General features: G+C 64.7%; 23 protein-coding genes. 15 read left to right on the top strand and 8 right to left on the bottom strand.

Annotated elements, in window-relative coordinates; translation table 11 throughout:
* Positions 1–18 precede the first annotated feature (18 nt).
* The gene (locus CQY20_RS17680) at positions 19–945 is read left to right on the top strand and encodes an oxygenase MpaB family protein (protein WP_097941387.1); all 927 of its coding nucleotides are present in this window, start codon (positions 19–21) and stop codon (positions 943–945) included.
* Here the strand turns inward: CQY20_RS17680 and CQY20_RS17685 are convergent.
* From CQY20_RS17685 to CQY20_RS17700, 4 genes are read right to left on the bottom strand one after another with little or no spacing between them, the layout of a single operon-like run.
* Complete coding sequence (locus tag CQY20_RS17685; protein ID WP_097941388.1) at positions 879–2,510, bottom strand: ABC transporter ATP-binding protein; 1,632 nt, start codon at positions 2,508–2,510, stop codon at positions 879–881. The genes CQY20_RS17680 and CQY20_RS17685 overlap by 67 nt on opposite strands.
* Positions 2,503–3,381, bottom strand: coding sequence for an ABC transporter permease (locus CQY20_RS17690; protein WP_097941389.1), 879 nt, complete (start codon positions 3,379–3,381; stop codon positions 2,503–2,505). Before CQY20_RS17690 ends, CQY20_RS17685 begins: the two co-directional genes overlap by 8 nt.
* Complete coding sequence (locus CQY20_RS17695) at positions 3,378–4,346, bottom strand: ABC transporter permease (RefSeq protein ID WP_097941390.1); 969 nt, start codon at positions 4,344–4,346, stop codon at positions 3,378–3,380. The genes CQY20_RS17690 and CQY20_RS17695 overlap by 4 nt, the downstream gene beginning before the upstream one ends.
* On the bottom strand, positions 4,343–5,878 hold the full coding sequence (locus CQY20_RS17700) for an ABC transporter substrate-binding protein (protein WP_097941391.1): 1,536 nt from the start codon (positions 5,876–5,878) through the stop codon (positions 4,343–4,345). The genes CQY20_RS17695 and CQY20_RS17700 overlap by 4 nt, the downstream gene beginning before the upstream one ends.
* A 111-nt stretch (positions 5,879–5,989) precedes the next feature.
* Between CQY20_RS17700 and CQY20_RS17705 the strand changes: the two genes are divergently transcribed.
* Positions 5,990–7,018: a Rieske 2Fe-2S domain-containing protein gene (locus CQY20_RS17705; protein ID WP_097941392.1), complete on the top strand. Its 1,029-nt coding sequence runs from the start codon at positions 5,990–5,992 to the stop codon at positions 7,016–7,018.
* Positions 7,015–8,103: an NAD(P)H-dependent amine dehydrogenase family protein gene (locus CQY20_RS17710; RefSeq protein WP_097941393.1), complete on the top strand. Its 1,089-nt coding sequence runs from the start codon at positions 7,015–7,017 to the stop codon at positions 8,101–8,103. Before CQY20_RS17705 ends, CQY20_RS17710 begins: the two co-directional genes overlap by 4 nt.
* A 6-nt stretch (positions 8,104–8,109) precedes the next feature.
* On the opposite strand, the gene CQY20_RS17715 is transcribed toward CQY20_RS17710, so the two are convergent.
* On the bottom strand, positions 8,110–9,330 hold the full coding sequence (locus CQY20_RS17715) for a cytochrome P450 (RefSeq protein ID WP_097941394.1): 1,221 nt from the start codon (positions 9,328–9,330) through the stop codon (positions 8,110–8,112).
* A 163-nt stretch (positions 9,331–9,493) separates the two neighbouring features.
* Here CQY20_RS17715 and CQY20_RS17720 point away from each other — a divergent pair, with 163 nt between their 5' ends.
* Positions 9,494–10,042 (top strand): TetR/AcrR family transcriptional regulator, encoded by a 549-nt coding sequence (locus tag CQY20_RS17720; RefSeq protein ID WP_097941395.1) that lies wholly within the window; start codon positions 9,494–9,496, stop codon positions 10,040–10,042.
* A 15-nt stretch (positions 10,043–10,057) separates the two neighbouring features.
* Complete coding sequence (locus CQY20_RS17725) at positions 10,058–10,684, top strand: TetR/AcrR family transcriptional regulator (protein WP_097941396.1); 627 nt, start codon at positions 10,058–10,060, stop codon at positions 10,682–10,684.
* Between the two features lie 7 nt (positions 10,685–10,691).
* Here CQY20_RS17725 and CQY20_RS17730 read toward each other — a convergent pair whose 3' ends face one another.
* A complete protein-coding gene (locus CQY20_RS17730) occupies positions 10,692–11,393 on the bottom strand; it encodes a sensor domain-containing protein (protein ID WP_097941397.1) in 702 nt (233 codons plus the stop codon).
* Between the two features lie 113 nt (positions 11,394–11,506).
* On the opposite strand from CQY20_RS17730, the gene CQY20_RS17735 reads away from it, so the two are divergent.
* The 4 genes from CQY20_RS17735 to CQY20_RS17750 all read left to right on the top strand — a co-directional run bounded on the left by CQY20_RS17735 (position 11,507) and on the right by CQY20_RS17750 (position 16,785).
* Positions 11,507–12,061, top strand: coding sequence for a hypothetical protein (locus CQY20_RS17735; RefSeq protein WP_165789272.1), 555 nt, complete (start codon positions 11,507–11,509; stop codon positions 12,059–12,061).
* Positions 12,062–12,164: 103 nt separating this feature from the next.
* A complete protein-coding gene (locus tag CQY20_RS17740) occupies positions 12,165–13,238 on the top strand; it encodes an NAD(P)H-dependent amine dehydrogenase family protein (RefSeq protein ID WP_097941398.1) in 1,074 nt (357 codons plus the stop codon).
* Positions 13,239–13,284: 46 nt separating this feature from the next.
* On the top strand, positions 13,285–15,021 hold the full coding sequence (locus CQY20_RS17745) for an Hsp70 family protein (protein ID WP_097941399.1): 1,737 nt from the start codon (positions 13,285–13,287) through the stop codon (positions 15,019–15,021).
* Positions 15,022–15,030: 9 nt separating this feature from the next.
* Complete coding sequence (locus CQY20_RS17750) at positions 15,031–16,785, top strand: acyl-CoA dehydrogenase family protein (protein WP_097941400.1); 1,755 nt, start codon at positions 15,031–15,033, stop codon at positions 16,783–16,785.
* Here the strand turns inward: CQY20_RS17750 and CQY20_RS17755 are convergent.
* Both CQY20_RS17755 and CQY20_RS17760 read right to left on the bottom strand, forming a co-directional pair.
* Positions 16,767–17,804 carry a class I SAM-dependent methyltransferase gene (locus CQY20_RS17755; RefSeq protein WP_234816294.1) on the bottom strand — a complete coding sequence of 346 codons (1,038 nt, stop codon included), beginning with the start codon at positions 17,802–17,804 and terminating at the stop codon, positions 16,767–16,769. The genes CQY20_RS17750 and CQY20_RS17755 overlap by 19 nt on opposite strands.
* Positions 17,801–18,910 (bottom strand): class I SAM-dependent methyltransferase, encoded by a 1,110-nt coding sequence (locus tag CQY20_RS17760; protein WP_234816295.1) that lies wholly within the window; start codon positions 18,908–18,910, stop codon positions 17,801–17,803. The genes CQY20_RS17755 and CQY20_RS17760 overlap by 4 nt, the downstream gene beginning before the upstream one ends.
* A 98-nt stretch (positions 18,911–19,008) precedes the next feature.
* Between CQY20_RS17760 and CQY20_RS17765 the strand changes: the two genes are divergently transcribed.
* From CQY20_RS17765 to CQY20_RS17790, 6 genes are all read left to right on the top strand, one after another.
* Complete coding sequence (locus CQY20_RS17765; protein ID WP_097941401.1) at positions 19,009–19,731, top strand: SHOCT domain-containing protein; 723 nt, start codon at positions 19,009–19,011, stop codon at positions 19,729–19,731.
* 554 nt (positions 19,732–20,285) lie between these two features.
* Positions 20,286–20,957: a FadR/GntR family transcriptional regulator gene (locus tag CQY20_RS17770; RefSeq protein ID WP_163700610.1), complete on the top strand. Its 672-nt coding sequence runs from the start codon at positions 20,286–20,288 to the stop codon at positions 20,955–20,957.
* Positions 20,958–21,089: 132 nt separating this feature from the next.
* Entirely contained in the window at positions 21,090–21,833 is a 744-nt protein-coding gene (locus CQY20_RS17775; protein WP_097941403.1) for a sulfite exporter TauE/SafE family protein, read from the top strand.
* A gap of 181 nt (positions 21,834–22,014) precedes the next feature.
* The gene (locus CQY20_RS17780) at positions 22,015–23,283 is read left to right on the top strand and encodes an Nramp family divalent metal transporter (RefSeq protein WP_220100347.1); all 1,269 of its coding nucleotides are present in this window, start codon (positions 22,015–22,017) and stop codon (positions 23,281–23,283) included.
* A gap of 49 nt (positions 23,284–23,332) precedes the next feature.
* Positions 23,333–24,739, top strand: a complete 1,407-nt coding sequence (locus tag CQY20_RS17785) for a dihydroorotase (RefSeq protein WP_163700604.1) — start codon at positions 23,333–23,335, stop codon at positions 24,737–24,739.
* Positions 24,729–25,964 (top strand): M28 family metallopeptidase, encoded by a 1,236-nt coding sequence (locus CQY20_RS17790; RefSeq protein ID WP_097941406.1) that lies wholly within the window; start codon positions 24,729–24,731, stop codon positions 25,962–25,964. Before CQY20_RS17785 ends, CQY20_RS17790 begins: the two co-directional genes overlap by 11 nt.
* Position 25,965 lies beyond the last annotated feature (1 nt).

The raw sequence follows: 25,965 nt of genomic DNA on the forward strand, positions 1-25,965 counted from the left end.
GGCGGTACCGTCGGTGGTATGAGCCTGTTGAGTGATCTGGGTCCGGTGCGGGCCGGGCTGGGCCGGGCGCTGTTCGGCCTGGTCGCCGGGCCCGACGGCCACGACAACAGGGCCCGCATCCACCACACGCCCGGGCCGCGGTGGTTCGCCGAGGATCGCCCGATCCGCCGGGTGCATGCCGACGCATCGATGTTCGTCGGGGGTCTGCGGGCGCTGCTGCTGCAATCGCTGCATCCGCTGGCGATGGCGGGCGTCGCCCAGCACTCCGACTACCGCGGCGATCCGTGGGGCAGGCTGCAGCGCACCAGCACCTTCCTCGCGGTGACGACGTTCGGCACGGCGCAGGATGCGCAGCGTGCGGTCGACAAGGTGCGCGGGATTCATCGCCGCGTCCACGGCATCGCTCCCGACGGTAGGCCGTATCGGGCGTCGGATCCGCATCTGCTGGAGTGGGTGCACATCGCGGAAGTCGACAGCTTTCTGCTGGCGCATCAACGCTACGGCGCTGCGCCGCTCGACCAGGACGGCCGCGACGGGTACGTGGCCGACACCGCCCGAGTCGCCGAGGCGTTGGGTGTCGAGAATCCGCCTCGCACCGAAGCGCAACTGCGGCAACGGATCAACGACTACCGACCGGAAATGCGCGGCACGGCGGAGGCTCGCGACGCCGCCCGGTTCCTGTTGTTGACGCCGCCGCTGCCGCTGTACGCGCGAGCGCCATACGGTGTGCTGGCGGCGACGTCGGTGTCGTTGCTGCCGCCGTGGGCGCGTGCCCCGCTGTGGTTGCCCTATATGCCGCCGGTGGAAGCCACCGTCATCAAAATGGCGGGCAATGCCGTCGTCGGCACCATTCGATGGGCGTTGGCAGCCAGCCGCGATCAGTCACCGGACACGGCGGCGCGCGGACGCGAAGGCGGCACCGCGGCGAGCAACTCGCGCGTGTAATCCTGCTCGGGAGAATCGAACAACTCTGCGGCGGGTCGATATTCGACGGCGGCGCCGTCACGCATGACGAGTACATCGTGGCTCATCCGTTGGATGACCGCGAGGTCGTGGCCGATGAACAGATACGCCAGGTGCAGCTCGCGCTGCAGATCGGCAAGCAAGTCCAGCACACGCGCCTGCACCGAGACATCGAGCGACGCCGTCGACTCATCGAGGATGAGCAGGTCGGGTTCGCCGGCGAGCGCGCGGGCGATGCTCACCCGCTGCCGCTGCCCACCGGAGAGCTCGTGCGGATAACGCGACGCGAATCCGCCCGGCAGACCGACGAGTTCGAGCAGTTCTTCGACGCGCTTGCGACGCCCGTGCTTTCCGTTGGCGAGCCGATGCACCCGCAGCGGCTCTTCGATCGCGGCTCCCGCACGCATCCGCGGGTTCAACGACGAGTACGGGTCCTGGAAGACCAGGCTGATGCGTCTGCGCAGCGCCTTCGCGGCGGCACCGCGCACACCGAACACGTCGCTGCCGTCCAACGAGGCGCTGCCCGCGTGCGGCTCGACCAACCCGGTGAGGGCGCCCGCGACGGTCGACTTGCCCGATCCGGACTCGCCGACCAATCCGAGCGTCGAGCCGCGTCGGATCTGAAATGTCAAGTCCTTCACCGCGTGCACGGTCGAGCGACCCACCGGGGTGCTCACGGCGAACCGCACATCGAGCCCGTCGACACGCAGCAGCACCGGGGCATCGGAATCCACGGGCGGCGGGCCCTGGTCGCCGACGAGCGGACGCGACTCCAGCAGTTCTCGCGTGTAGGGCTGCTGGGGTCGGTCGAACACATCGAGGATCGGCGCCTGCTCGACGGCCTGGCCGTCCTGCAGCACCGTGACATCGTCGGCCACTTGACCGATGACGCCGAGGTCGTGGCTGATCCACACCACAGCGGTGCCGAAATCACGCTGCAACTCGCGCACCAACTCGATGATCTGCGCCTGCGTCGTCACGTCCAGCGCGGTCGTCGGCTCGTCGGCGATCAGCAGCTCGGGGTCGCACGCCAACGCGATCGCGATCATCACCCGCTGGCGTTGGCCGCCCGACAGCTGATGAGGGTAGGAGTTCAGCCGGGTCTGCGGATCGGGCAGTCCGACCGCCTCGATGAGCTCGAGCGCGCGGTCGGTGGCCTGCCTCCGTGTCATGTTGCGGTGGGCCTCAAGCGATTCGGTGATCTGCCGTTCGACGGTCAGCAGCGGGTTCAGCGACGTTCCCGGGTCCTGGAAGACGAATCCGATGCGGCCCCCGTGCACTTCGCGCAGCGTTCTGGGGGAGGCGCCGACGAGCTGTGTCGATACGGCATCCGATGCACCGCCCAACGTGCTGGTGCCGGTGACGACCGCGCCGGGTGCGTCCAGCAGGCCGGTCGCCGCCAACACCGTCATCGACTTGCCCGAACCCGATTCGCCGACGATGCCCAGCGTCGCATCCCGTTCGACATCGAACGAGACGCCCCGCACGATCTCTCGTCGCCCGATCCGCACTCGCAGGTCGCGCACGCTCAATACCGGGTCAGCCACTGCGCCTCCGAGCTTCGATCATCGTGCGCTGCTTGGGATCCAACACGTCGCGCAACCCGTCGCCGAGCAGATTGAGCGCCAGCACGATGACGACGATGGCGGCCCCCGGGAACACCGCCATCCACCACGCGAGCGTGACGAAGCCCTGCGAGTCGAAGATCATCCGCCCCAACGAGGGCTGCGGCGGCTGAATGCCCAAACCGAGGAACGACAGCGCCGCCTCCGACAGGATCGCGAACGCCAGCGACAGCGATGTCTGAACGATCAGCGGCCCAGCGATGTTCGGCAGAATATGGCGGCCGAGCGTGAAAAGGTGCCCGGTGCCCATGGTGCGCGACGCCTGAACGAAGGGCTCCACTCTCACGCTGAGCGTGCTGGCGCGTGCCACGCGGGCGAAGATCGGGGTGTAGACGATTCCGATCGCCAGAATCGTCGTCGTGACACCTGGACCCAGTATTGCGACCACCGCCAGCGCGAGAAGCAGCACCGGAAACGCGAACATCACGTCGACCATCCGCATCACCACGGTGTCCAGCCAGCCGCCGCGGTAACCGGCGACCACACCGATCGTCACGCCGACGACAACCGCGAACGCCACACTCACCACGGCGACCCGCATCGATGCCTGCACGGCGACCAACACCCGCGACAGCACGTCGCGGCCGAGTTCGTCTGTGCCGAACCAATGCTCGCCGCTGGGCGGGCGCAACGCGTTCGGCACGTCGACGTCGTTGGTGCCGAACGGCACGATCCACTGCGCGGTCACCGCGATCACTAACACGACGGCGAGCACGATCGCGCTGCCCACCGTCACCGGATTGCCCGCCAGCAACCGCAGCGACGACACCCTCGACTGTTCCTGTGTGGTCATGACAACCGAATCCTCGGGTCGACGACCGCATACAACAGGTCCACGAGAAGGTTGATCAGCAAGAACAGCGCTGCGATCAGCAGCACCGCGCCCTGGATGATCGGATAGTCACGGGCCGCGACGGCGTTGTACACGAGTCGGCCCAATCCGGGCCAGGCGAACACCACCTCGACGACAATGACGCCACTGAGGATGGTGGCCAGCTGGATGCCGGTGATGGTCAATACCGGGATCGCGGCGTTGCGCACCGTGTGCCGCATGGTCACCACCCGCGGTGGGAGCCCTTTGGACCGCGCGGTGCGCACGTATCCCATTGCCGCGACGTCCAATACGGCCGAGCGGATGTAGCGTGTCATGATCGCGCCCGCGACGAGCCCCACGGTGAGGCCGGGCAGGATGATGTGGCGCAGCCAGCCGGCCGGGTCGTCGAACAGCGGCCGGTACCCCGACGTCGGCAGCCAGTGCAGGGTCGAGGCGAAGAACGCGATCAGCAGGATCCCCATCCAGAAGTCGGGGATCGACACGCCGAATTGGCTTGTCACGCGCACGATCGCGTCGCTGATGCGGCCCTCGTGCAGCGCCGACCACACTCCCGCGGGCAGCGCGATGAGCAGGGCGATGATGATGCCGACGACGCCGAGGGACACCGTGGCGGGCAGCCGCTCCAGCAGTGTGACCGTGACGGGATCGCCGTTGCGGAAGCTCACTCCCAGATCGCCGGTGAGGGCCGAGCCGGCGTAGCCGAAGAACTGTTCGTAGAGGGGACGATCCAATCCGCTCGCCGCGCGCAACGCCTCGTAGGCCTCCGGCGTGTAACGGGTGCCCAGCGCGATGCGCACGGGATCGCCGGGAACCAGGTGCACAAGGGCGAACACGACGATGAGCACACCGACCATCACGATGAGCGAATACAGCAGGCGACGCACCAGAAAGCGCAACACGGGGCTGGTGAGGATGCGCGTCACGGCGCGCCGCCTTCGTTGACGGCGGTGGTGCGGAACCGAATCGCCTTGTCGCGCCGAGCATCATAGCCGGTCACGTTCGGCGACCACGCCTGGATGACCGACGGGTTGTACAGGAAGATGTAGCTGCATTCGTCGGCGATGATCGTCGCTGCCCTGCGGTAGATGTCCGCGCGGGCCTGCGGGTCGGTCTCCACTCGGCCGGCGTCGAGCAGCCGGTCCACCTCCGGGTTCGAGTACTTCTGCGCGTTGCTGCTGCCGTCGGTGTGGTGCTGGGCGTAGTAGAAGTCGTCGGGGTCGATGTTGCCGAGCCAGCCCATCATCAGCATGTCGAAGTGGCCGGTGTTCTGCTCGTCGAGCCAGGTGGCAAAGTCGACGGTGCGGATATCGACGGTGATGCCAAGCGGCGCAAGGTTATCGGCGATGATCTGGGCGGCGGTGACGGTTTCGGGATACTCGTTGGTGACCAGCATGTCGATCTTCTGCGGCGACGCGTTGGCCTCCTGCAACAGCTGCTTGGCCCGGTCGATGTCGTAGTCGTATCTGTGGTAGTCGGTGTACCAGGGATTGCCCTGCGGGATCGCGAGCTGGTTGGCCGCCGCGGTGCCGTAGCTGGTGGCGGCGACGATGGCGTCGCGGTCGATGCCGTAGGCGATGGCCTGCCGTACGCGGACGTCGTTCCACGGCGGTCGGGCCTCGTTGAGGGCGAGATACCAGTAGTCGTTGCTCGGCGTGACGGCCAGGTGAAGCGAGTCGTCGTCCTTGAGTTGGTTGACGCGCTGGGTGGGAACCGAGTCGGTCCAATCGATCTCACCGGCCTGCAACGCTGAGAGCGCGGTGGATTTCTCGGGGATGAAGCGGAAGACGACGCCCGCCACCTTCGGCACACCGCCCCAGTAGTTGGGGTTGGCCTTCAAGGAGATCGAGTCGCCGCTTTTCTGGTTCTCGAAGGAGAACGGCCCGGTGCCGATCGGGTGAGCGGCGATCTGGCCGCTTTCGACGTTCTCGCGTTGCACGATCGCCATGCCCTTGAAGCCGCCCAGGTTGGTGAGCAGATTCGGCGTGGGCTGCTTGAGCTGCAGGACGACGGTGGTCGGGTTGGTCGCGCGGACGTCGGTGACGGCGCTGAGCTTGTCGGCGTTGGTCAACTCCTCATCGATGATGCGACGGTAGGTGTAGACGACGTCGTCGGCGGTGAACGGTTTGCCGTCGTGAAATGTCACATTGGGGCGCAGGTGAAACGTCCACGTGCGTTGATCGGGGCTGACATCCCACGATTCGGCCAGCGCCGGGCGCATCTCGAGGTTCGCATCCGGCTCGACGAGGGTGTCGTAGACGTTTTCGAGGACCTCGAAGGAGAAGTACGCGCTGGTCTTGTTGGGGTCGAGTTGGTCGGGTTCACCGCCGATCGCCGCCACCAGGCGTCCCGAAGTGTCGCCACCGAGGTCCACTCTTTCCCCGGTTGAACAGGCGGTGAGGGCGAAGATCAGCGAGGTGATGAACACGACAGCGGTCCATCGCGCCGCATTCGTCATGCCAACACCCCCTGCCATCACCCCCTCCCGTTTCTACCCGGGATGCGCGCGGATCGAAACGCCCGGTTTGGGGTTCCGACGTTTACATTGAATGCTCTATGATTTCTGGTCATGGCCAAGCCGCCGCTGTCGATGAAGCCGACCGGATGGTTTCAGGTCGCATGGTCTGACGAGGTCAAGGTCGGCGACGTACACCGGATGAAGTACTTCGACCGTGAACTGGTCGCGTGGCGCGCGCAGTCGGGGCGGCTGACCGTGATGGACGCCTACTGCGAACACCTCGGAGCACACCTGGGCTACGGCGGGCATGTGGTGGGTGAGGTTCTGCAGTGCCCGTTTCACGGGTGGCAGTGGAACCACGACGGTCGCAACGTCTGCATCCCGTATCAGGATCGCCCAAACCGCGGCAGGCGCATCCGCACCTTCCCGGTCGTGGAGCGCAACGAGTCGATCTACATCTGGCACGACGTCGACGGCCGCGCACCGTATTTCGACGCACCCGACGTGTTCGCCAGCTTCGGTGACGGCAGCAGCGCCGCCGACTACTACCCGCAGATGAGGCTGTACCGGGAAAGCCTGGAGCTGCATCCGCAGTACGTACTCGAAAACGGCGTTGACTTCGCGCATTTCAAGTTCGTTCACCAGACACCGATCGTTCCGGTCTTCACCCGACACGACTTCGACCAACCGATCTCGTACGTCGATTTCACAATCACCTTCGAAGGCGACGAGGACCAGACGATCGACGACGTGAGAAGCGGTGTGGAAGCCATCAACGGTGGTCTGGGTATCGCGGTGACGAAGAGCTGGGGGATGGTCGACAACCGCACGATCTCGGCGATCACGCCCGTGGACGACCGCACCTCCGACGTCCGCTTCATGGTGTACATCGGACGCAGGCCAGGCGACGACTCGGCCAGGGCCGAAGCCAAGGCGCAGGAGTTCGGCGACGAGATCATCCGGCAGTTCACCCAGGACATCCACATCTGGAGCCACCAGCGCTACTCCGACCCACCGGCGCTGGCCGGCGCCGAACAGCAGGGTTTCACCGCGATCCGTAATTGGGCCAAGCAGTTCTATCCAGACGGAATCGGCGGGAGCGCCGCCGAGGTCTATGCACAGAGAGGTCGAGCCGAATGAGCGCAACAGGCAAGCCGATTCGCGTGTTTCAGGTGGCGACGGGCAACGTCGGGCGCGAGATGATCAAGCGGATTGCCACCCAGCCGGACCTGGAGTTGATCGGGGTGCACTGCTATTCGCCGGACAAGGTCGGCAAGGATGCCGGTGAACTGGCGGGCCTGGCGCCCAACGGGGTGAAGGCGACCGGCACCGTCGAGGAGATCATCGCGGCGAAGCCGGACGTGCTGACCTTCCACGGCGTCTTTCCCGACGAGGACCTGTACGTGAAAGTCCTTGAGTCCGGGATTAATATCGTCACCACTGCCGACTGGATCACCGGCTGGCACCGCGACACCAACCATCCGCATCCGTCGGGCAAGCCGGTGTCGCAGTTGCTGGCCGAGGCGTGCGTCAGGGGTGGCTCGACCTTCTACGGCACCGGCATGAACCCCGGCCTGAACCAGATACTCGGCGTGGCGTGTTCGGCCGACGTCGCCGACATCGAGAACGTCACGACCATCGAATCCGTCGATGTGTCATGCCATCACAGCAAGGATACCTGGATCGAGGTGGGCTACGGCCTGCCCGTCGATGATCCCGAGATCCCGCGCAAGCTGGAGAAGTACACCCGCGTCTTCGCCGACAGCGTGCTGATGATGGCCGACTGCTTCGACCTCGAGCTCGACGAGGTCAAGTTCAGCTACGAGCTCGGCGCGTGCACCAAGGATGTCGACCTGGGCTGGTATCGGCTGCCCAAGGGCTCGCTGGGCGGTAATTACATCAAGTACCAGGGCATGGTCGACGGTGTGCCCAGGGTGGAGACGCATCTGGAGTGGCAGATGACCCCGCACACCGATCCGAGCTGGGATATCAAGGGCTGCTACATCACTCAGATCAAGGGCGACCCATGCATCTACAACAAGCACATGATCTTCCCGAAGCCGGGCGTCGACCTGTCGGATCCGGCGAATTTCGCGTCGATCGGCATGACGGTCACCGGGATGCCCGCGTTGGCGTCGATTCGGTCGGTGGTGGCCGCCCCGCCCGGCATCCTGACGAGCGCGGACCTGCCGTTGCGCGGGTTCGCGGGCCGGTTCAAGCTGTAGGCGATCTCACGTCAGGGCGAGCTGCAGCCGCTCCAGCCGGCGCACCAGCAGGCTGGGCAGCCATCGTCCGATTGCCGCGGCCTCGATGTGCGACGTGCGTTTCAACAGCTCGCCGATGACGATCCTGGCCTCGAGGCGGGCCAACGCGGCGCCGACGCAGAAGTGGGCGCCCTTGCCGAAGCTGATGTGCCCCTTGCCCTGCGGCCGGTCCAGCCGAAACTCGTTGGGCTCGACGAAATGTCGTGGATCGCGATTCGCCGCTCCCCACAGCAGCACGAGACGGGAGCCCGCGGCCAGCTCGACACCGCACAGCTCGGTGTCGTTCACCACATGGCGATAGTGCCCGCGGAACGGCGGTTCATAGCGCAGCGCTTCTTCGAGGAACGGGCCGAGCAGTTCGGGGTCGGAGCGCAGCCGCTGTTGGACGTCGGGCCGCCTCGCCAAGATCTGCGCGGCCGTGCCGATCAGCGATGCGGTTGACTCGCCACCCGCACTGAACAGCGTGATCATCATGTTCAGAGCGGTGATCTGAGCCAATTCTCCTGCGGCACATGCGGTTGCCAGCGTGCTGATGAGGTCGTTGCGCGGTTTCGCGGCGGCGCGCTGCAGGTGCTCGATGATGTAGCCGGACAGCTGCATGATCGCAACACCGGCGGACTCGAGTTGATCGGCGTCGACCAACCCCTCCACCACCTGCGTGCTCGCATAACCCCACTGCACCAGCTGCTCGCTGTCTACGTCGGGCACTCCGATAAGCCGCATGACGATCATCATCGGGAGCCGATTGGCCATCGCCGACATCCACTCGATACAGCCAGCGTCGTCGACACCGTCGTTCCAGAGCCGGTCTGCGGTTGCACCGACGAAGCGTTCGAGCTCGTTGATACGGCGTGCGGATAGGTGCGGCAGCAACAACTTTCGATGGATGGCGTGGGCCGGGTCGTCGGCGGTCGCCAACGCTTGGATGTCCGCGCCGAGCTCACCCACCGGAAACGCGCGCACCTGACCGTCCTGATACGTCATCGTGGCCGTCAGGTTCGACGAGAAGTCCTGCGGCCGCGCGATCGCCTCGTTGACCGCATCCCAGGTGCACACCGCATAGAAGCCCGCATCGCCGATCCGGTGAATCGGCGAGTCGGTTCGCATCCGGTCGTACAGCAGATACGGATCCTGGATGAATTCGTCATCGAACAACTCGATGCCGAGCCGGCCTTCGGGTACGGGCATTCCCCAAGGTTGACGCCGCCGCCGGCCAGGGTCAATGACCTGGGCGAAACGTGAAAGGCGCAGGTAGAACGAGGAATCGGGCGTTGTCTCATCTCGCGGAGGCAACCAGGCAAAACGGTGAGAAGATTCGTTGAATCTGTCTCAAGATGAGAAGATTGCGTCCGTGGCTCGCCCGGATTGGCTCGTCGGCGGTGACCGTCGCGCCGCGGCCGCCGAACGCATCTATGCCGCGGCAACGGAACTGATCGCTCGGGACGGCTCTCTCGACATCGACGCGTTGGCCGCCGCGGTGCACTGCTCACGCGCCACCATCTACCGACATGCAGGCGGTAAGGCCCAGATCCGCGACGCCGTCGTCGCCCGCGCCGCCGCCCGTATCGTCGAAGCGGTGCGCGCGGAGGTCGAGGGCCTCGGCGGCGCTGACCGCATCGCGACCGCCATCACCGTTGCTCTCGACCTGATCCGCTCGGATCCGCTCGGCCAGCTGATGGTCAATTCGCTGCCTGGCGCCCAAGGGATGTCCTGGCTCACCGAGTCCCCGACAGTTGCTGAGTTTGCCACTGACATCAACGGTTTGACCGACGATGATTCCGAAGCGGCGCAATGGATTATCCGTGTCGTGCTGTCGATGCTCTACTGGCCGGTTGGTAACACCGCCACCGAGCGGGAAATGGTTCGTCGGTTTGTCTTACCGGCGTTTCGTGGCCCGTAGAATCGGACTTCGATCATGGCCACCAACATCTCGCCGCGTCGCCCGGTCAACGGCAAACAACTGCGTGCGGACCGCACCCGTGCGATGGTGATCGACGAGACGGTGCGGTGTGTGCTGGAGGAGGGGTTCGGCGCCGCAAGCGCCAAACACATCACCGAGCGCGCAGGGGTGACATGGGGAGTGATCCAGTACCACTTCGGCGACCGCGGCGGCCTGCTGATGGCGGTCGTCGACGAGGGCTTCGGCCAACTGCTTGAAACGCTCAACGGCATGGAGGCCGAACTGGGCGCCACGTCGGGACGCGCCAGGGCCGAACTCGTCGTCAACGCGGTTGCGGATGCGTTCCTGAGCCCGACATCGATTGCTGCGCTTGAGATTCTGATCGCCACACGCGCCGGTCGGGCCGACGGTGATCAACGGCATCTCCTCGAGTTGTTCGCCACCCTCACCCGACTGGGCCGCTACGTGGCCGACGGTCTGGAACCGGAGCACGCCGACGTCATCGGCGACCTCATCTGGACCACGCTGATGGGCGCGATGGTTGCGAAGATGGCGGTACCGGGGCCCGTCGACGTCAATCGCGAGTTGCGCGCCCTGACCGATGTCATCGCGGCATACATCGACCAGAAACGCGTCCATTAGGCCCGCGCTACCGCTCGGCGGCCTGCTCCAGTATTCGGGAGGTGAGTTTCTGCGCGTCGTCGTTGTCGTCGGCGTCGCACGAAAGCCCCTCGACGATCAGGTTCGACACCACGCCCATCGCGTGCTGGCAGGTGCCTTCCAGGGTGCCGCCGACCTGCGCCTTCAACGCGATCGTGCGCTCGTCGACGTCCGCGACCTGCGCGGGCAGCCAGGCGCCCTCGTCGACCTCGATGTCGGTGGCCTGCTCGCACTCTCGCCACTTCTCCCTGGACGTCTCGAAGAACTCGACGGCCTCGTCGGGCGAATCGAAGAGGATCAGCGTCTGCTCGACGAGGTGTGAGTCGGCCTCACCGCCGGCCTCGAGCAGCAACTCGTCACGCACCGCACTCCAGCCGCTGCCGTCGTAGACGGCGTCTTCGCCGGGATAAATCGCGCCGAGGCAATCGATGTCGGAGACCAGGTGGGCGTTGTCGTTCATCTCGTCGGTCGTATAGAACGACGCGAGTTCCATGCCGGCGATCGCGTTCAGCTCGCTGTTGCTGAGCATGAGGTCGTCGAGCGCGGACTCCTTCAACGGCGGCACGTCATCGGCGGGCACCACACTCGCCGGCTTGACGGCGGCGCCGTGCACGGTGTTCGTACACCCGCTGATCAGTGCGCCGACCGCGATCACCGCGCAGGCGGCAAACGCCGATACCGGCCTTCTCATGGCGGGAGTCTAGAAGACCGAGGAGCGCGGCGGCCGCGATTGCCCGACGCCGCCCCATCCTTGCTGCGGCGAAACGACGCTGTGATACTCCTTGCAGTGGGCTGAGGAGGGATATGGGGACGATTGCTCGACTGCTGGGCATTGCCATCGTGATGGCCGGAGCGGCGCTGGCAACCGCGAGCCCGTCGGCGGCCGACCAGGTGATGGAGGGCAACTACATGTTCCGGGCGCCGGGTCTGCCCGAGGCGACCTGGACGATTTACCCGATCTGCGTGCCCACGGTGGGGGACCTGCGTGAGCCGCTGGAGTTGCCGGTGGCGTGCACGCTCAAGGTGGTCAGCGCCACCAAGGGCCGGTACACATTCGAGCTCGACAACCTCAACTGGGGCGGTGACGCTCGCCTGACGGGTGGGAAGTGGACACTCACCACCAACAAAACCGACGGCTTCAAGTGTCCTGACGGCAGCACCGCGCCCACTGTCGACACCTACAAATTCGACGACGTGACGATGACGGGCGAGCACACGTCGTTGCACAACGCGCAGTGTGGGGTCCCTCCCGGCATGACCAAGACGCCGTTCACGCTCGAATTCGCCAGCCCGTTGCCGATCCCGGTCGACCGCTATCCATTGGTGTGCGAACCCGCGGGCCTTCGGCTTTGCCGGTGACTTCGCCTCGCACAACGACCCAAAGCCCTTCGGCGGCGCAGACATTCCCGTTAGGGTCGACCAAGATGCGGGGATGTTGCCGTAGACCGCTGGAAGGCATTTGATGAGCAAGCGAATTGTAGTGTGGGGCACCGGATTTATCGGCAAGATGGTGATCGCCGAAATCGTCAGGCACCCGCTCTTCGAACTGGTCGGCGTCGGCGTGAGCAACCCCGACAAAGTCGGCCGCGACGTCGGCGAGATCTGCGGGTTGGGCACAACTCTCGGCATCACCGCCACCGACGACGTGGACGCGCTGATCGACCTGAAGCCCGACGCTCTGGTGCACTACGGGCCGACGGCCGCGCACGCCGACGACAACATCGCGCTCATCGTCCGGTTCCTGCGCGCACGCATCGACGTCTGCTCGACCGCGATGACGCCGTGGGTGTGGCCGACGATGCATCTGAACCCGCCGACTTGGATCACGCCCATCACCGAGGCGTGCGAACTCGGCGAATCGTCGTGCTTCACCACCGGCATCGACCCCGGCTTCGCCAATGACCTGTTTCCGATGACGCTCATGGGCCTGTGCTCCGAAGTGCGCAAGGTGCGCGCCTCCGAGTTGCTCGATTACACGAACTACACCGGCGATTACGAACGCGAGATGGGCATCGGAAGGCCGCCCGAGAAGAAGGCGATGCTTGAGACCCCGGACATCCTGGTATTCGCCTGGGGCGGAACAGTTCCCATGATTGCGCATGCGGCGGGAATCATGCTCGACGAGATCACCACCACTTACGACAAATGGGTGACACCCACCGAGCGCAAGTCGGCCAAGGGCGTCATCCCCGCGGGCCACGTAGCCGCCGTCAGGTTCACCATCAACGGTGTTTACCAGGGCGAAACGCGAATTCAGCTGGAACACGTCAACCGCATCGGTGACGACGCGGCACCGGACTGGCCGACGGGAAACCAGAACGACGTGTACCGCGTCGACATCGAGGGCACGCCAAGCATCTTCCAGGAGACCGCGTTTCGGTTCACCGACGGCTCCGGCCGCGACGCCGCCGCCGCGGGTTGCCTGGCGACGGGGATGCGGGCGCTCAACGCTGTCCCCGCCGTCAATAACCTTTCGCCGGGCTGGGTGACGGCGCTTGACCTCCCGTTGATCCCCGGGGCGGGCACCATCCGCTGAGCAGACTCCCACCCCCGTCGCGGCAAACGATAGGGTGGGCCGCGACATGGCTGATGGGGTAGGGCTGTCGGTTGGCGCGACCAACCTGACGGCGGTTGTGGTGGGGCGGGCCGCGGTGACGCGGTCGGCCGTCGTCACGCTGTTTGCAGACCGGCCGCTGGAAGTGGGGCTGCCCGCCGAGAACCCGCGGTTGACCCCGGACAACCGCGGCACCGTGATCACCGATTTCGTCGACCGGGTCGGCGATCCGGTGGGCATCGTGGCCCCCGACGGCAGCAGCCACCGCGGTGAGGGTTTGCTGGCCGAGGCGTTGCGCACGCTGCTCTACGACGTCACCAACGGATGCGGCACCGTCGATCCCGTCACGGTCACACACCCCGCGCACTGGAGCCCGCCCATGGTCGAGGCGTTGCGCGCGGCACTGGCGAGGGTCCCCGAGCTCGCCTCCGCGGGCCTGGTGTCCGACGCGGCCGCCGCCGTGACCGCGCTGCGGGACGATCCGGGCCTGCCGACGAGCGGCGTCGTCGCGTTGTGTGACTTCGGTGGCAGCGGAACCAGCATCACGCTGCTCGACGCCGCCGCCGGCGATCCGGTCAGCCCGACGGTCCGGCACAGCGACTTCTCCGGCGATCTGGTCGACACCGCCTTGTTGAACCAGGTCATCGGTGGGCTGTCCGCATCCGCGGCGGCCGACATGACCGGCACGTCGGCGATCGGACCGCTGAGCAGGCTGCGCGCGCAATGTCGCGCCACCAAGGAACGACTGTCAACCACGGCCGCCACCTCGCTGGTCGCCGAACTGCCCGGCCACCGCGGCGAAGTGCGATTGACCCGCAACGAGCTCGACGAGGCGATCCGGCCGCAGCTCGTCGATCTCGCCGGGGTGGTGCAGGAGACGTTGGACCGCAACGGAGTTCGCAGCTTGGCCGCCGTCGCCACGATTGGCGGCGGGGCGCGCATCCCGCTGATAACGACGACGCTGTCCGAGCACTTCGGCGTGCCCGTCGTCACCACGCCGCATCCGGAGCTGACGGCCGCGATCGGCGGCGGACTGCAAGCGGCACGCGGAGCCGACGTCGGCGCGACGGCGATGGCCCAGGCGGTCGCGCCGCCGACCGCCGCTGCCGCCGCCGTGGCCGCCACCCAGATGGCGCCGGAAGTTCAGGCCGACGCCTACGACGCGGTGCCGTCCGCCTTGGCCTGGTCGGAAGCCGACAACGTTCCCGACGTCGCCCCGACCGACCCGTACGACTATCAGGGCGAGCCGGCGGCCGCACCGCGCCCACCGATCCACTTCACCGAGCCCGAAACCACCGCAGCGCCCGAGGCGGGCCGACGCAGCCCCTACGCGCTGCTGATCGGCGGACTGCTGCTGGTGCTGGCCGCCGTCGCGCTGGCGGTGTGGTTCGTGTTACGCGACGACGACGCCGCCGAGCCGACCCCGTCGCCCACGGTCACCACCACGACGACGCCGACCGCGCCGCCGACCAGCGAGGCGCCACCGCCGACCAGTGAGGCACCCCCGCCGCCACCGCCGGTGGTGACGCAGACGGTGGTGCCGCCGCCGCAGACGATCACCCAGGAGGCCCCGCCGCCACCTCCACCTGCCACCAGCGAGGCGCCGCCACCGCCACCGGAAACCTCGGAGCCGCCGCCACCGCCGGTCGATGAACCGTCGACGCCGACGTCGCGGCCCCGGTTGATCCCGGAACTGCCGTACGAGACCATCCCGGGCCTGCCATTCGTGCCAAGACCGATACAGCCGCAGCAGCCCGCGCCATAATCTGCCTCCATGACCCAGACGGACGGCCTGCTGTTCAATCCGAATACATACGATCCGCAGCAGTTCGATCCCGAGACCCGTCGGCTACTGCGCGCAACCATCGAGTTCTTCGAGGGCCAGGGCAAGAAGCGCCTGCTCGACGATGACCTCAACACCGTGTGGCCCGCCGATTTCATCGACTTCGTCAAGCGGGAAAGGCTCTTCGCGACGTTTCTGACGCCGTCCGAATTTGCCGACGGCGATGAGAACAAGCGCTGGGACGCTGCGCGCAACGCCGCACTCTCGGAGATCCTCGGGTTCTATGGGCTGACGTACTGGTACACCGAGCAGGTCACCATTCTGGGGCTCGGGCCGGTGTGGCAGAGCGAGAACAAGGACGCCAAGCTCAAGGCCGCCGACGATCTCGAGGCCGGCGAGGTGATGGCATTTGGGCTGTCCGAACGCGAACACGGCGCCGACGTCTACAACACCGACATGGTGCTCACCCCGGCGAGCGAAGAGGACCGCGCCAACGGCGTTCTGTATCGCGCGACGGGCGAGAAGTACTACATCGGCAACGGCAACGTCGCCAGCATGGTCCCGGTGTTCGGCCGCCGCAGCGACGCCGACGGGCAGGATGCGTACGTGTTCTTCGCCGCCGACAGCCGGCACGAGAACTACCACCTGATCGACAACGTCGTGCACATGCAGATCTATGTGAGCACCTTCCTCTTGGAGAACTACCCGGTACGCGCCCAGGACATTCTGCACACCGGTGTGGATGCCTTTGCCGCAGCGTTGAATACGGTCAACATCGGCAAGTTCAATCTGTGCACCTGTTCGATCGGAATGGTCGAGCATGCGTTCTACGAGGCGATCACCCATGCGCAGAACCGAATTCTGTACGGCAACCCGGTGACCGACTTCGCACATGTGCGCACCACCTTTGTCGACTCCTATGCGCGTCTTGTCGCGATGAAACTCTTCAGCCAGCGTTCGGTGGACTATCTGCGCAGCGCGAGCCTGCAGGATCGGCGCTATCTGCTGTTCAATCCGGTGACGAAGGCGAAGGTCACCATGGAGGGCGAGTCCGTCATCAGGTCGCTGCACGATGTGGTCGCCGCAAAGGGCTACGAGAAGAACACGATGTTTCGGGAGGTGGCCCAGCTGATCGGCGCCTTACCGCGGCTGGAAGGCACCGTGCATGTCAATGTCGGCCTGATTCTGAAGTTCATGCCGAACTACATGCTCAATCCGGCTCAGTATCCGGATATTCCGCCCCGCACCGATCCCGCAGACGACGTGTTCTTCTGGAATCAGGGTCCCACCCGCGGCGCGGCGAAGGTGCACTTTGCCGACTGGGCGCCGGTGTACCAGAAGCACGCGGTGATTCCCAACGTCGCCAGGTTCTACGAGCAGGCCTTGGCGTTCAAGCAGTTCCTCGTCACGGCGCCCCCGGATGCCGAGCAGCAGCAAGACCTCGACTTCCTGCTCAATGTCGGCCACCTGTTCTCGCTGATCGTCTATGGGCAACTGATCCTCGAGCAAGCGGGCCTGACCGGCATGGACTCGGATATGGCAGACATCGTCGACCAGATCTTCGACTTCCAGATCCGTGACTTCAGCAGCTATGCCGTCGCCCTGCACGGCAAACCGAGTTCAACCCAGGATCAGCAGAATTGGGCGATCGAAGCGATACGTAAGCCGGTACCGGACCCGGAGCGCTTCGGGCGGGTGTGGGAGCGGGTGCAGGCCTACGACGGCGCCTACGAGATGCGGCCGTAGACCAGCCACCGCATGTCGATCGGAACGTACTCGCGCGCAAGATCGAAGACGTCCTGGCCCGCAGTCCAATTCGGGTACCAATTCGTCGGCGGCCATGCCCCTTCGGGCAGGTGCTTTTTCTCGTAGTCGTGCACGGAGTCGTCGGCCAGCAGTGTCAACGGGAAACTTGCTGCCGCCGTCGCCAATTCATCGCGGGTGAACATGCTGGTGTAGGACTGCTGGCCCAACTGGCGGGTGGCGTCGTCGGGCACGTATCCGTCGTGGGCGACAAATGCGTTGAACACCAACCGCCCTTCCGGGGCGAGGCAGTGCGTGGCGAGTTCGAAAACGCCGCGCAACTGCTGCGTGGTGCGAAAGTCGCAGACGACCTCCGACAACACGATCAGCTGATAATCGCGCCGCAGATCGTCGAGCGTGGCGAAGACGTCGCGTTGGATCACGCGCACGTCGAGCAGTTCGCGGTCGGCCTCCGTGCGGATGATGTCGGCGAACTTCGGCGTCAATTCCACCGCGTCGACCGGATAGCCGCGCCGCGCCAAGCCCAACGCGTTGCGGCCGGTGCCCGCGCCGACGTCGAGTACTCGAAAAGCCTTGGGGTCGTTGGCTTCACCCGCCAGTGCCAACACCCGCGCGTCGGGCTCGGTACCGAAGTACGGCGGCTGGCGGATGCCGATCCAGTTCTCGTAGGCGCCCTCGATCGTCCACCACTCCGGCTTGATGTGGTAATTCAGCAGCTGGCTGGACGGGGCGTTGTAGGAGATCGTGATCATCGACCGCGGCGAGGCCGCATATGCCTGCGCCAGCTGATCGGCCAACAGCTCCCGCAGATGCGCGAGCTCTTCGGCGGTGAACTTGCGCCCGACACCGGCGAACACCGTGTCACACATCGTGACGTACTCGTCGATGAGGCCCGGCACCGCGGGCAGCTGGATCTGGCCCGTCGCGCCGGAGCGGCGATACAGCTGCCGCACGATGGACTGGCGCAGCTGGTTCTGGTCCACCGATTCGCTCGACGTCACAAGGTCCTCCGATGTTTGGTCAGCACGAGCTTGGCCAGTGGGATGTGGGTGGGTTCGGGCGCGGCGGCGAGCCGTTCGGAGATACCGGCCTCCAACCGGTCGTAGAACTGCGAAACACGTGGATCGCCGCGGCCGCCGGCAAGGGCGGTGGCCAGGGTGGGGAAGACGGCGGCCCTGACGAAACCCGCCCACAGCGCACCGAAAGCCTGTGCGTCGCCGTCGACTTGGTACTGATTCCAGAATCGATCCTCGGCGTCGAACACCTCGAGATGCTCGACGGAGAGCCGCTCGAAACGGCCGGACGGCGCGAACGGTGCCAGGAACTGGGCCTCGCTGCGCCCCACGATGGGCAGGCACATGCCACGCGTCTCGTCCTCGGTCAGCAGGCCGTCGGCGACCAGTTCCGCCAGCACGTCCACCAGGATGGTCAGCAGGTGGCGGTGGCCGAACTCGCCGTCCTCACCGACCCCCATGGTCAGCACCACCAGCTTCCCGCCGGGGCACAACTCGCGCCCCCGGAACGCGACGAACTCGTGCCAGTCGCGCGCCGCCTGCTTGGCGTAGGCCGTGCGCACGCTCTGGTCGGCGCTGTAGGCGATGTGCACATGGTCGGGCACCGGCGCTGGCACCTGGCTCAACCACTGAACCGCCCACGACGACCAGCCCAGGTGCACGCTGTTCGATGGGATGATCTGGCCGTAGAACGAGCGCCCGACGGCGGAGGCGAACGTCGCGGCGTCCTTGCGCAAATAGGTGTCCGGGTCGTCGTTCAGCGTCTCGAACATCACGGTGAAGTTGTTGTCCGGCAAGTCGGTGTGCACGACCAAGATCGAGTGCTCCGGGCGGGTCCGGCCGCGCAACACCGACAGCGCCGCCGAGATGGGCAGCAACGAATTGTGCCCGGTCGATGCGCCGTAGTCAGCGATCACGATGGGGTACGGCTGCTTGGGCAGCGGAACCACCTGCGCGGCCTGTTCGAAAAGTTCTATCGCCGGACGCAATCCAGCCGCCTGCAACCGCGAACTCGCCGTGAACGTCGCGCTGTCCATCGGCTCGGGCCGGACCACCACGCTCGATTCAGGCCCACGTGACGCCTTCTCGGGCATGCGACCACGGTAGTCGGCGATGCCACCGCAGGCCGCGAGATACCGCCGATCGGTGGATTGGCCGGGCGAAGGAAACCGGGTCGTGGCAAACTGCGCGAATGACGGGCGGTCGGACTGCGCCGCGGATCCTCATCGCGGTTTCGGTGCTGACATTGGTGGTGGCCGTCGTCGGCTTCGTCGTGACCCTGGTGCTCAACGCCTTCGTGTTCGACAAGTACAACGCCTACGGCGAGGTGCCGATCCCCGGAACCGGACAGGTACACCTGCCCGAGGGGCAGGCGACGGTCAGCTTTCACACCCAGACCATCGGCAGCACCAGCGGCGGCCTTCCCGTCCCGCCGTTGGAGCTGGGCATCGACCCGCCCGACGGCGTGCCCGAGCCTCAGATCATCGAAAGTTACGGCACCACAACGACGATCAACAACGACGCCCACGTGCGGGTGTGGCGGATGGAGGTCGCCGCCGAAGCCACCTACAACATCACCGCAGGGGGACAGGTCGACGGCTACATCAACCCGCGGCTGGCGTTCGGCCACGACGCGTCGCGCTGGTGGCTGGTGTGGATGTTCGCGGGGCTCTTCGTCGTCGGCGCGATCGCGTTGGCGGCCTCGATCACCTGGGCGATGCGCAGAGGCAGGCGCCCGTCTCCGGCGGGTGCTCCTCAGGCGACCTTCGACCTCAGCGACCCCTACACGCCCAGCGCGGACGGAATCCGATTCGAACAGCTGCGGCACCTGTCGGCGCTGCGTGACTCCGGCGCGCTGACCGAAGAGGAGTTTCAGGCCGAAAAGCGCAGGCTGATGAACTGGGGCGCCGGCTAGCCCACGGCACTAGTGGCCGCGGCTTGTGCGACTAGCCTGACGTTGTGATACTCCAGCAAATGAGTCGAGTGTGATGGCGCGCATCGAGCATGACCTCTTTGGGGAAATGGAGGTGCCCGATGATCGCCGCCGACCGCAATATCCCCGACGTGGCGCTGGCAGAAGGTACGCTCGATCGGGCGCAGCTTGAGCAGATACTCACGGTCGAAACTTGACGAAGCCGCTCGACCTGCGCTTATAAGTTTGGCAGTTTCGCGATCGAAACCTAGATGGGTTCCGGCTCCGGCCCCGGTTGCATCGCCTTCCATGGGTTAGTATCTGCGGACGGATGGTCGGACCAAGTTGTTGTCTTGATGGTAGTGTGTGTTGCGAGCCTGCTTCTTGATAAGCGGGTCCCCCGATGCGATGTCCGCTGATTCGGGACAGACAGTCAAGAGCTGAGAGGCCACGCCGTGCGGAATACGGAGACAAGTGAGGACGCAGCCCAAGCCTCTGGCGCACTAGTCGCGAATATGTCACTGGACCTGTCCGAGTTGGACATACGGAGTCAACGCGTGGGGGAAAAGCTCACAGCCTACTTCGAACGTCTAATCGCGCTGGGTGAATTGAAGCCCGGCGGCAAGCTGCCGCCAGAGCGGCAAATCGCGCAGTCATTGGGGGTTTCTCGCGCTTCGGTACGCGATGCCATGCAGGAGCTCGCACACAAGGGCCTGATCGAACGACGCACTGGCAGGGGCACAATCGTGCTCGACTCTCAGGGATTCGGTGGGAGTCTCTACGGTGCGATGGATAGGTCGGAACGTTCCGTGGCCCAGGTCGTCGATCTCCGACAGGCGATCGAGCCGGCGATCGCTGCGGCGGCCGCGCAGCGAGCAACGCCGGCGAACCTGCTCCAGCTGAAGACCGTGTTGGATACATCGCATGCTCACCTGCCCCCGACGAAGTCCATGCAACAGGACTACGAATTTCATCTGTTGATCGCCCAGGCCACCCAGAACCCGCTGCTGGTCACATTGATCACGACCACAGAAGAGTGGCTTAGCGATGCTCGCCGCGCCTCACACTCCACGAAAGCAGGTAGGGCGGTGTCGGTCGCAGGGCACCGCCGGATCTATGAGGCGATTGCGGCCAAGAATGCTGAGGCGGCACGCCTTGCGATGATGACCCACTTGAACGAGGTGGCCGTGTACATGTCTGAACGACGGAACGCTCGGAAACACAGGTGAATAGGGAGGTCAGCCGACTGCTGTCTCCTTATCCTCATCGCCCAAGTGTTCCGTTCTTTCGCGGGTAGGTGGTTGCTGCCACCCAAACAAGCTGCGTGACAATGACGGTCGAAAGCGAGAGGCTCACAGGAAGTGACCACACTGCTGCTAGTGGCGGTTGCGGGTGTGGTTGCAGGGGGTCTTAACTCGGCTGCTGGCGGCGGAACGCTAGTGGTGTACCCCGCGTTACTTCTCGCCGGTCTTAACCCGGCCGCGGCGAACATGACCTCGCTGATCGGATTAACACCAGGATATTTGACAGGCGCAGCAGCCTATCGCAATGAGCTTAGGCTGCAACGTCATAACTTTGTGCGATTGGCCCCTGCCGCGATCATTGGCGGGCTAACCGGTGGACTACTACTGCGCACGACGCCCTCAGATGTCTTCGAGAGGATCGTTCCTTACCTGGTGATCTTCTCGACACTGTTGCTGTACGTCCAGCCATACCTGACCAAAAAGCTGCGGAAAAGCCCAAACCTCAGCTGGGGCAAGTTCGCTCAAGTCTCTTCTTTCGTGGCAGGCGTGTACGGCGTATATTTCTCGGCTGGTCTCGGCGTTCTTCTGCTGGCGCTACTCGGATTGTCCATTGTTGCAGATTTGCAGTTGTTGAACGGTCTCAAGGCCGGGCTTTCGGTTCTCGTCATAGCGGCCGGAGTCATCGTGTATGGGGCTTCCCCGGACATCACCTGGTCGATCGTTGCAACGCTGATACCGGCGTCTGCAATTGGTGGATTGTTTGGCGGCGGTCTCGCCCGGCGCCTCAGCGCGGCAACTCTGCGTCGGGCGATTTGTGTCCTGGGCGTAGTGCTGACAGCCGCGTTATTTGTTGTCAGATAGCAACCACTCCCATGGCTGCCTCGTAAACCGTTGTGTCAGCAGCGAAATAACGGGATCAACCTGAAGGTTCTTATCGCGGCTCTAGGTTGGTTTCATCCTCCGAGGCGCCAACCCTTGTCAAAGAATGTGACTGGGTTCATACTAAATTGGTTCGACCATCTGTCCAGAAATGAGGCTGCCTATGTCTTCTACTCGTTCTGAGGTATCGCCGACGAGGACGAGATTCGGAAGGAAGACCATCCTCTTAGTTCTGGGGCCAGCTGTTCTCGCGGCGGCGTGGCAGTTCGGTCCGGGAAATATCTCCACGGCTGCCACCATCGGCGCCAAATACGGCTACAGCATGATCTGGGTCATCGTGTTTTCCGGGCTTCTCGCGCTGGCGTTTCTCGACATGGGCGTGCGCATTGGCATTTCGACAAAGGAATCACCCATCACGATCATCAGGCGAGACCTCGGACGCTGGGTCGGGGTGATTCTCGGTTGTGCCTACATTCTGCTGGTGCTCACCTACCAGGTGGGCAACACGCTTGGCGCGCAGGTAGGCATTGCGTCGGCCACTGGATCGTCGATGATCGGCACAGTCGGAATCTGGGTTTCGGTTGTCGTTGCGCTGGCATTGGTTTGGGCGCCGGGCAGCTTCTACAAGTACCTGGAACGGTCCATGACGGCGTTGGTCGGACTCATGGTCGCTATTTTTCTCGTGACGGCGTTCGTGTCGCATCCGGACTGGGCCTCGGCCGCAAAAGGTTTGATTCCGACACCGCCGGAAGGTGGCATCAGCATCCAGTTTCTTGCGCTGCTAGGCACGAGCGTGTCAGTCAACTCCGCCTTCTTCGTCATCTATTCGATCAAGGAGAAGGGCACCCAGGCGTCGTCCTACAGAGAGTCGACGATCGTTGACACGGTATGTGGCGGCATCGTATCGCCGGCCTTGATGACGAGTCTGATCGTCGTGGCCGCTGCGGCGATCCTGCCCCCTTTGGGCATCACCGCAATAGGGTCGGGGGAAGAGTTGGCACAGGTGCTCGAACCTGTGGCCGGTTCATATGCGTCGGTTATCTTCGGTTTGGGTATCTTCGCCGCGGGGTTCACCTCGATGATGGTGGCCTCGGCGGCCGGGGGGCTGGTGCTCAACGACGCACTCGGCGTTTCGGGTGATCTGAATCAGCGGCGGGTGCGCGTCATCACCTCGGCTGTCCTCATTTTCGGCTTGATTGCGACGCTGATAACCGGTGGTCAGTTGCCGGTCCAGATCATCGTCACAGTCCAAGCGGTCACCCTGTTCTTCACACCCTTCCTAGGCCTTGCGCTGATCTGGCTGTCCAACCGCGGGTCGTTGATGGGCAGTCTGCGCAGCCGCTGGTACCAAAACGCGCTGGCCATCGCAGGATGGCTAGTGCTTGTGGTCGGATCGGTCCTCACAGCCCACGAAATTGTCGGAATGTTCTAACGGCCTGGGTCTACGAAAAAACACGCACAGGTATCTGAGGGGATTACCTTTGGTCACGGGCAACTACGACCTGGTCGTTTCATCATCGACGATCGTTACACCCAACGGGCGGCGCAGCGGGCAAATCGGTGTCCGGCAAGGGCGGATCGTCACTATCCACGACGATAAAGATCCGGTAAAGGCATCGCGCCGCATCGAGGCCGGCGACCGCCCGGTGATACCTGGAGTGATCGACACCCATGTCCACTTCCGTGATCCCGGATTCACCCATAAGGAGGACTTCGAGAGTGGGACCCGTGCGGCTGCCGCTGGTGGTGTAACGACCGTTTTCGACATGCCAAATGTCATGCCGCCCACGACAAACGCGGCTGCGCTGCGCTCGCACTTGGAGAATGCGGCTGCCAAGGCGGTCGTTGACTTCGGGCACAACGCCTCGGCTGCCGAGCCTGACAACATCGCCGAACTGGCCGCGGCCGGTGCGACGGCATTCAAGATTTGGATGATGCCCGGTGCGGGTGGCTCGATGAAAGACACTGGCGGAACTTCGGTTACCGATCGGGCGGTTCTCTACCGCATCTTCGAGGAAGTTCATCGAACGGGCCTGCCCCTCTACGTCCATCCACACGATCACGAGCTCTACAACCTGTTTGCCAACCGCGAGAAGCAACGGTCGGGGCGCGACTTTCGCGCGTACGCGCGAGCTGTCAGGGGCGGTGACAGTGTAATTCTGAACACCGGTGTTGCAGTCGCGCTGGAAATGCAGCGGTCGGTGGGCACGAGACTCCATGTGCTTCACGTCGCCAGCAGAGAATCGGCAAGGCTGGTGCGGGCGGCCAAGGATCTGGGTAGAGCTGTTACCGCGGAAGCCAATCCGTACGCGTTGTTCGTCACTAACGATTGGTCCAACATCGAACGACTCGGACCATACGCGCTCAACGTCTGGACCCCCGAACGCGATGCTGAAGCCTTGTGGGCTGCGCTCGACGACGGAACGATCGATGTGGTCGCCAGCGACCATGGGCCGCACACATCGGAGGAAAAGGAGGTCGGCTGGACGGATATGTTCTCTGCTCCCGCCGGCACACCGTTCGTCGAACATTACCTGCGGCTGTTCCTCACCGCGGTGAACGCCGGCAGGATCACGCTGGAACGAGTTGTTGAACTCTGCTGCACTAACCCGGCGAAATTGACTGGTTTGGAGGGCAGAAAAGGCAGCATCGCGCCTGGGGCAGATGCCGATCTAGTGGTATTGGACATGGATCACGAGGAGGTGCTCGCCGCAGCCAATAGCCACTATCGGTGCGGCTGGGCTTCCACCGAGGGCATGCGGACTGTCGGTGCGCCGGTGATCACGATCCGCAGAGGCGAGGTCATTATGCGGGACGGAAAGGTCGACGCCGAAGCCGGCTCGGGGCGACTGGTGACACCGTGTCGGGGGCCGTGGAGTGAGCGTTGACAACCTCACCGCCGACCTTTTGGCCCTGTGCCGGATCGGTGGCAGACTCGCTGGCACGCCAGGTGAGACCGCCGCTCGCGAGTATCTGACGGCGCGGCTAGCGGAGTGCACTAAAAATGTTTACTTCCATGAGTTTTCGTTCTCCGGACGCATCCCCGTCGACAGCGAAGTGTCGATCGTCGAGCCGTCGCCGGCGGCGGTACCCAGTATTGGCCTCGTCAACGCGCCGGCCACCCCCACAGGTGGCCTAACTGCGGCCCTGGTCGACCTCGGCCGCGGCGCGCCAGCGGACTTGGAGCGGGCCCCGGATCTCACCGGTAAGGCTGCGCTGGTGCGGCACGAGTACATGTTCACCTCTGGCACCGTGCACCGGCGGCTGAAGTACCAGATGCTCAAGGAACGTGGAGCGACTGCAATGCTGGTCGCGAACTGTCATCCGGGGCTGGGGCCAGTCGCCGGTGGGGTCGGGATCGGTGCGGACGACGACATGCCCGCCGTCGGTATTGACTGGGAAAGCGGAGAACGACTCAGGGATCTGTGCGCAACGTCGACCCCTATTGTTCGAATCCGCACGACCGTCGAACATCGGCAATGGCAACCTGGCAACGTCCTCGCCGACATCCCTGGGCAAACCGAGGAGATGATCGTCGTCTGTGCGCACTACGACGGTCATCCGATCGCCCACAGTGCCATTGACAATGCGTCAGGTGTGATCGGCGTGCTGGAGACGTGCCGCCGACTGGCACCTATCGCAGCTTCGCTGCGGCGAGGGATCCGCGTAGCGCTGTTCACGGTGGAGGAGTGGGGACTGCAGGGCTCGCGTCGTTACCTCCAGGATCTCGATCCCCGAGAGCGTCAGCGCATCACCGCTGCGATCAACCTAGATTCCATAGTGGGTCACCCGCGCCTGTGTGCCCTCACGGGCGGCGATGAATCCATGGAGAAGCTCCTGCGGCATGTTTCAATCACGACGGGCCCTGTGATCAGGCCAGTGCGGGTGCATGCTCGAAATTCTGACCACTACAACTTTGCCGCGGAGGGCATCCCTGCGATGCGGCTGATCGCGGGCTACGACTACCCCGACTCGCAGACACGCTTTGTGTTGACCTCCGCCGATCGCATGGACCTTGTCGACATCGACCAACTGCAGCATGCTGCGACGGCGGCGCTCCGGCTGGTTCGGGCGGCATGTGAAGTCGAGGCCTGGGGTCAGTGGGGAAGATAGC

It is taken from the genome of Mycolicibacterium agri (assembly GCF_002553505.1).
GTDB lineage: Bacteria > Actinomycetota > Actinomycetes > Mycobacteriales > Mycobacteriaceae > Mycobacterium > Mycobacterium agri.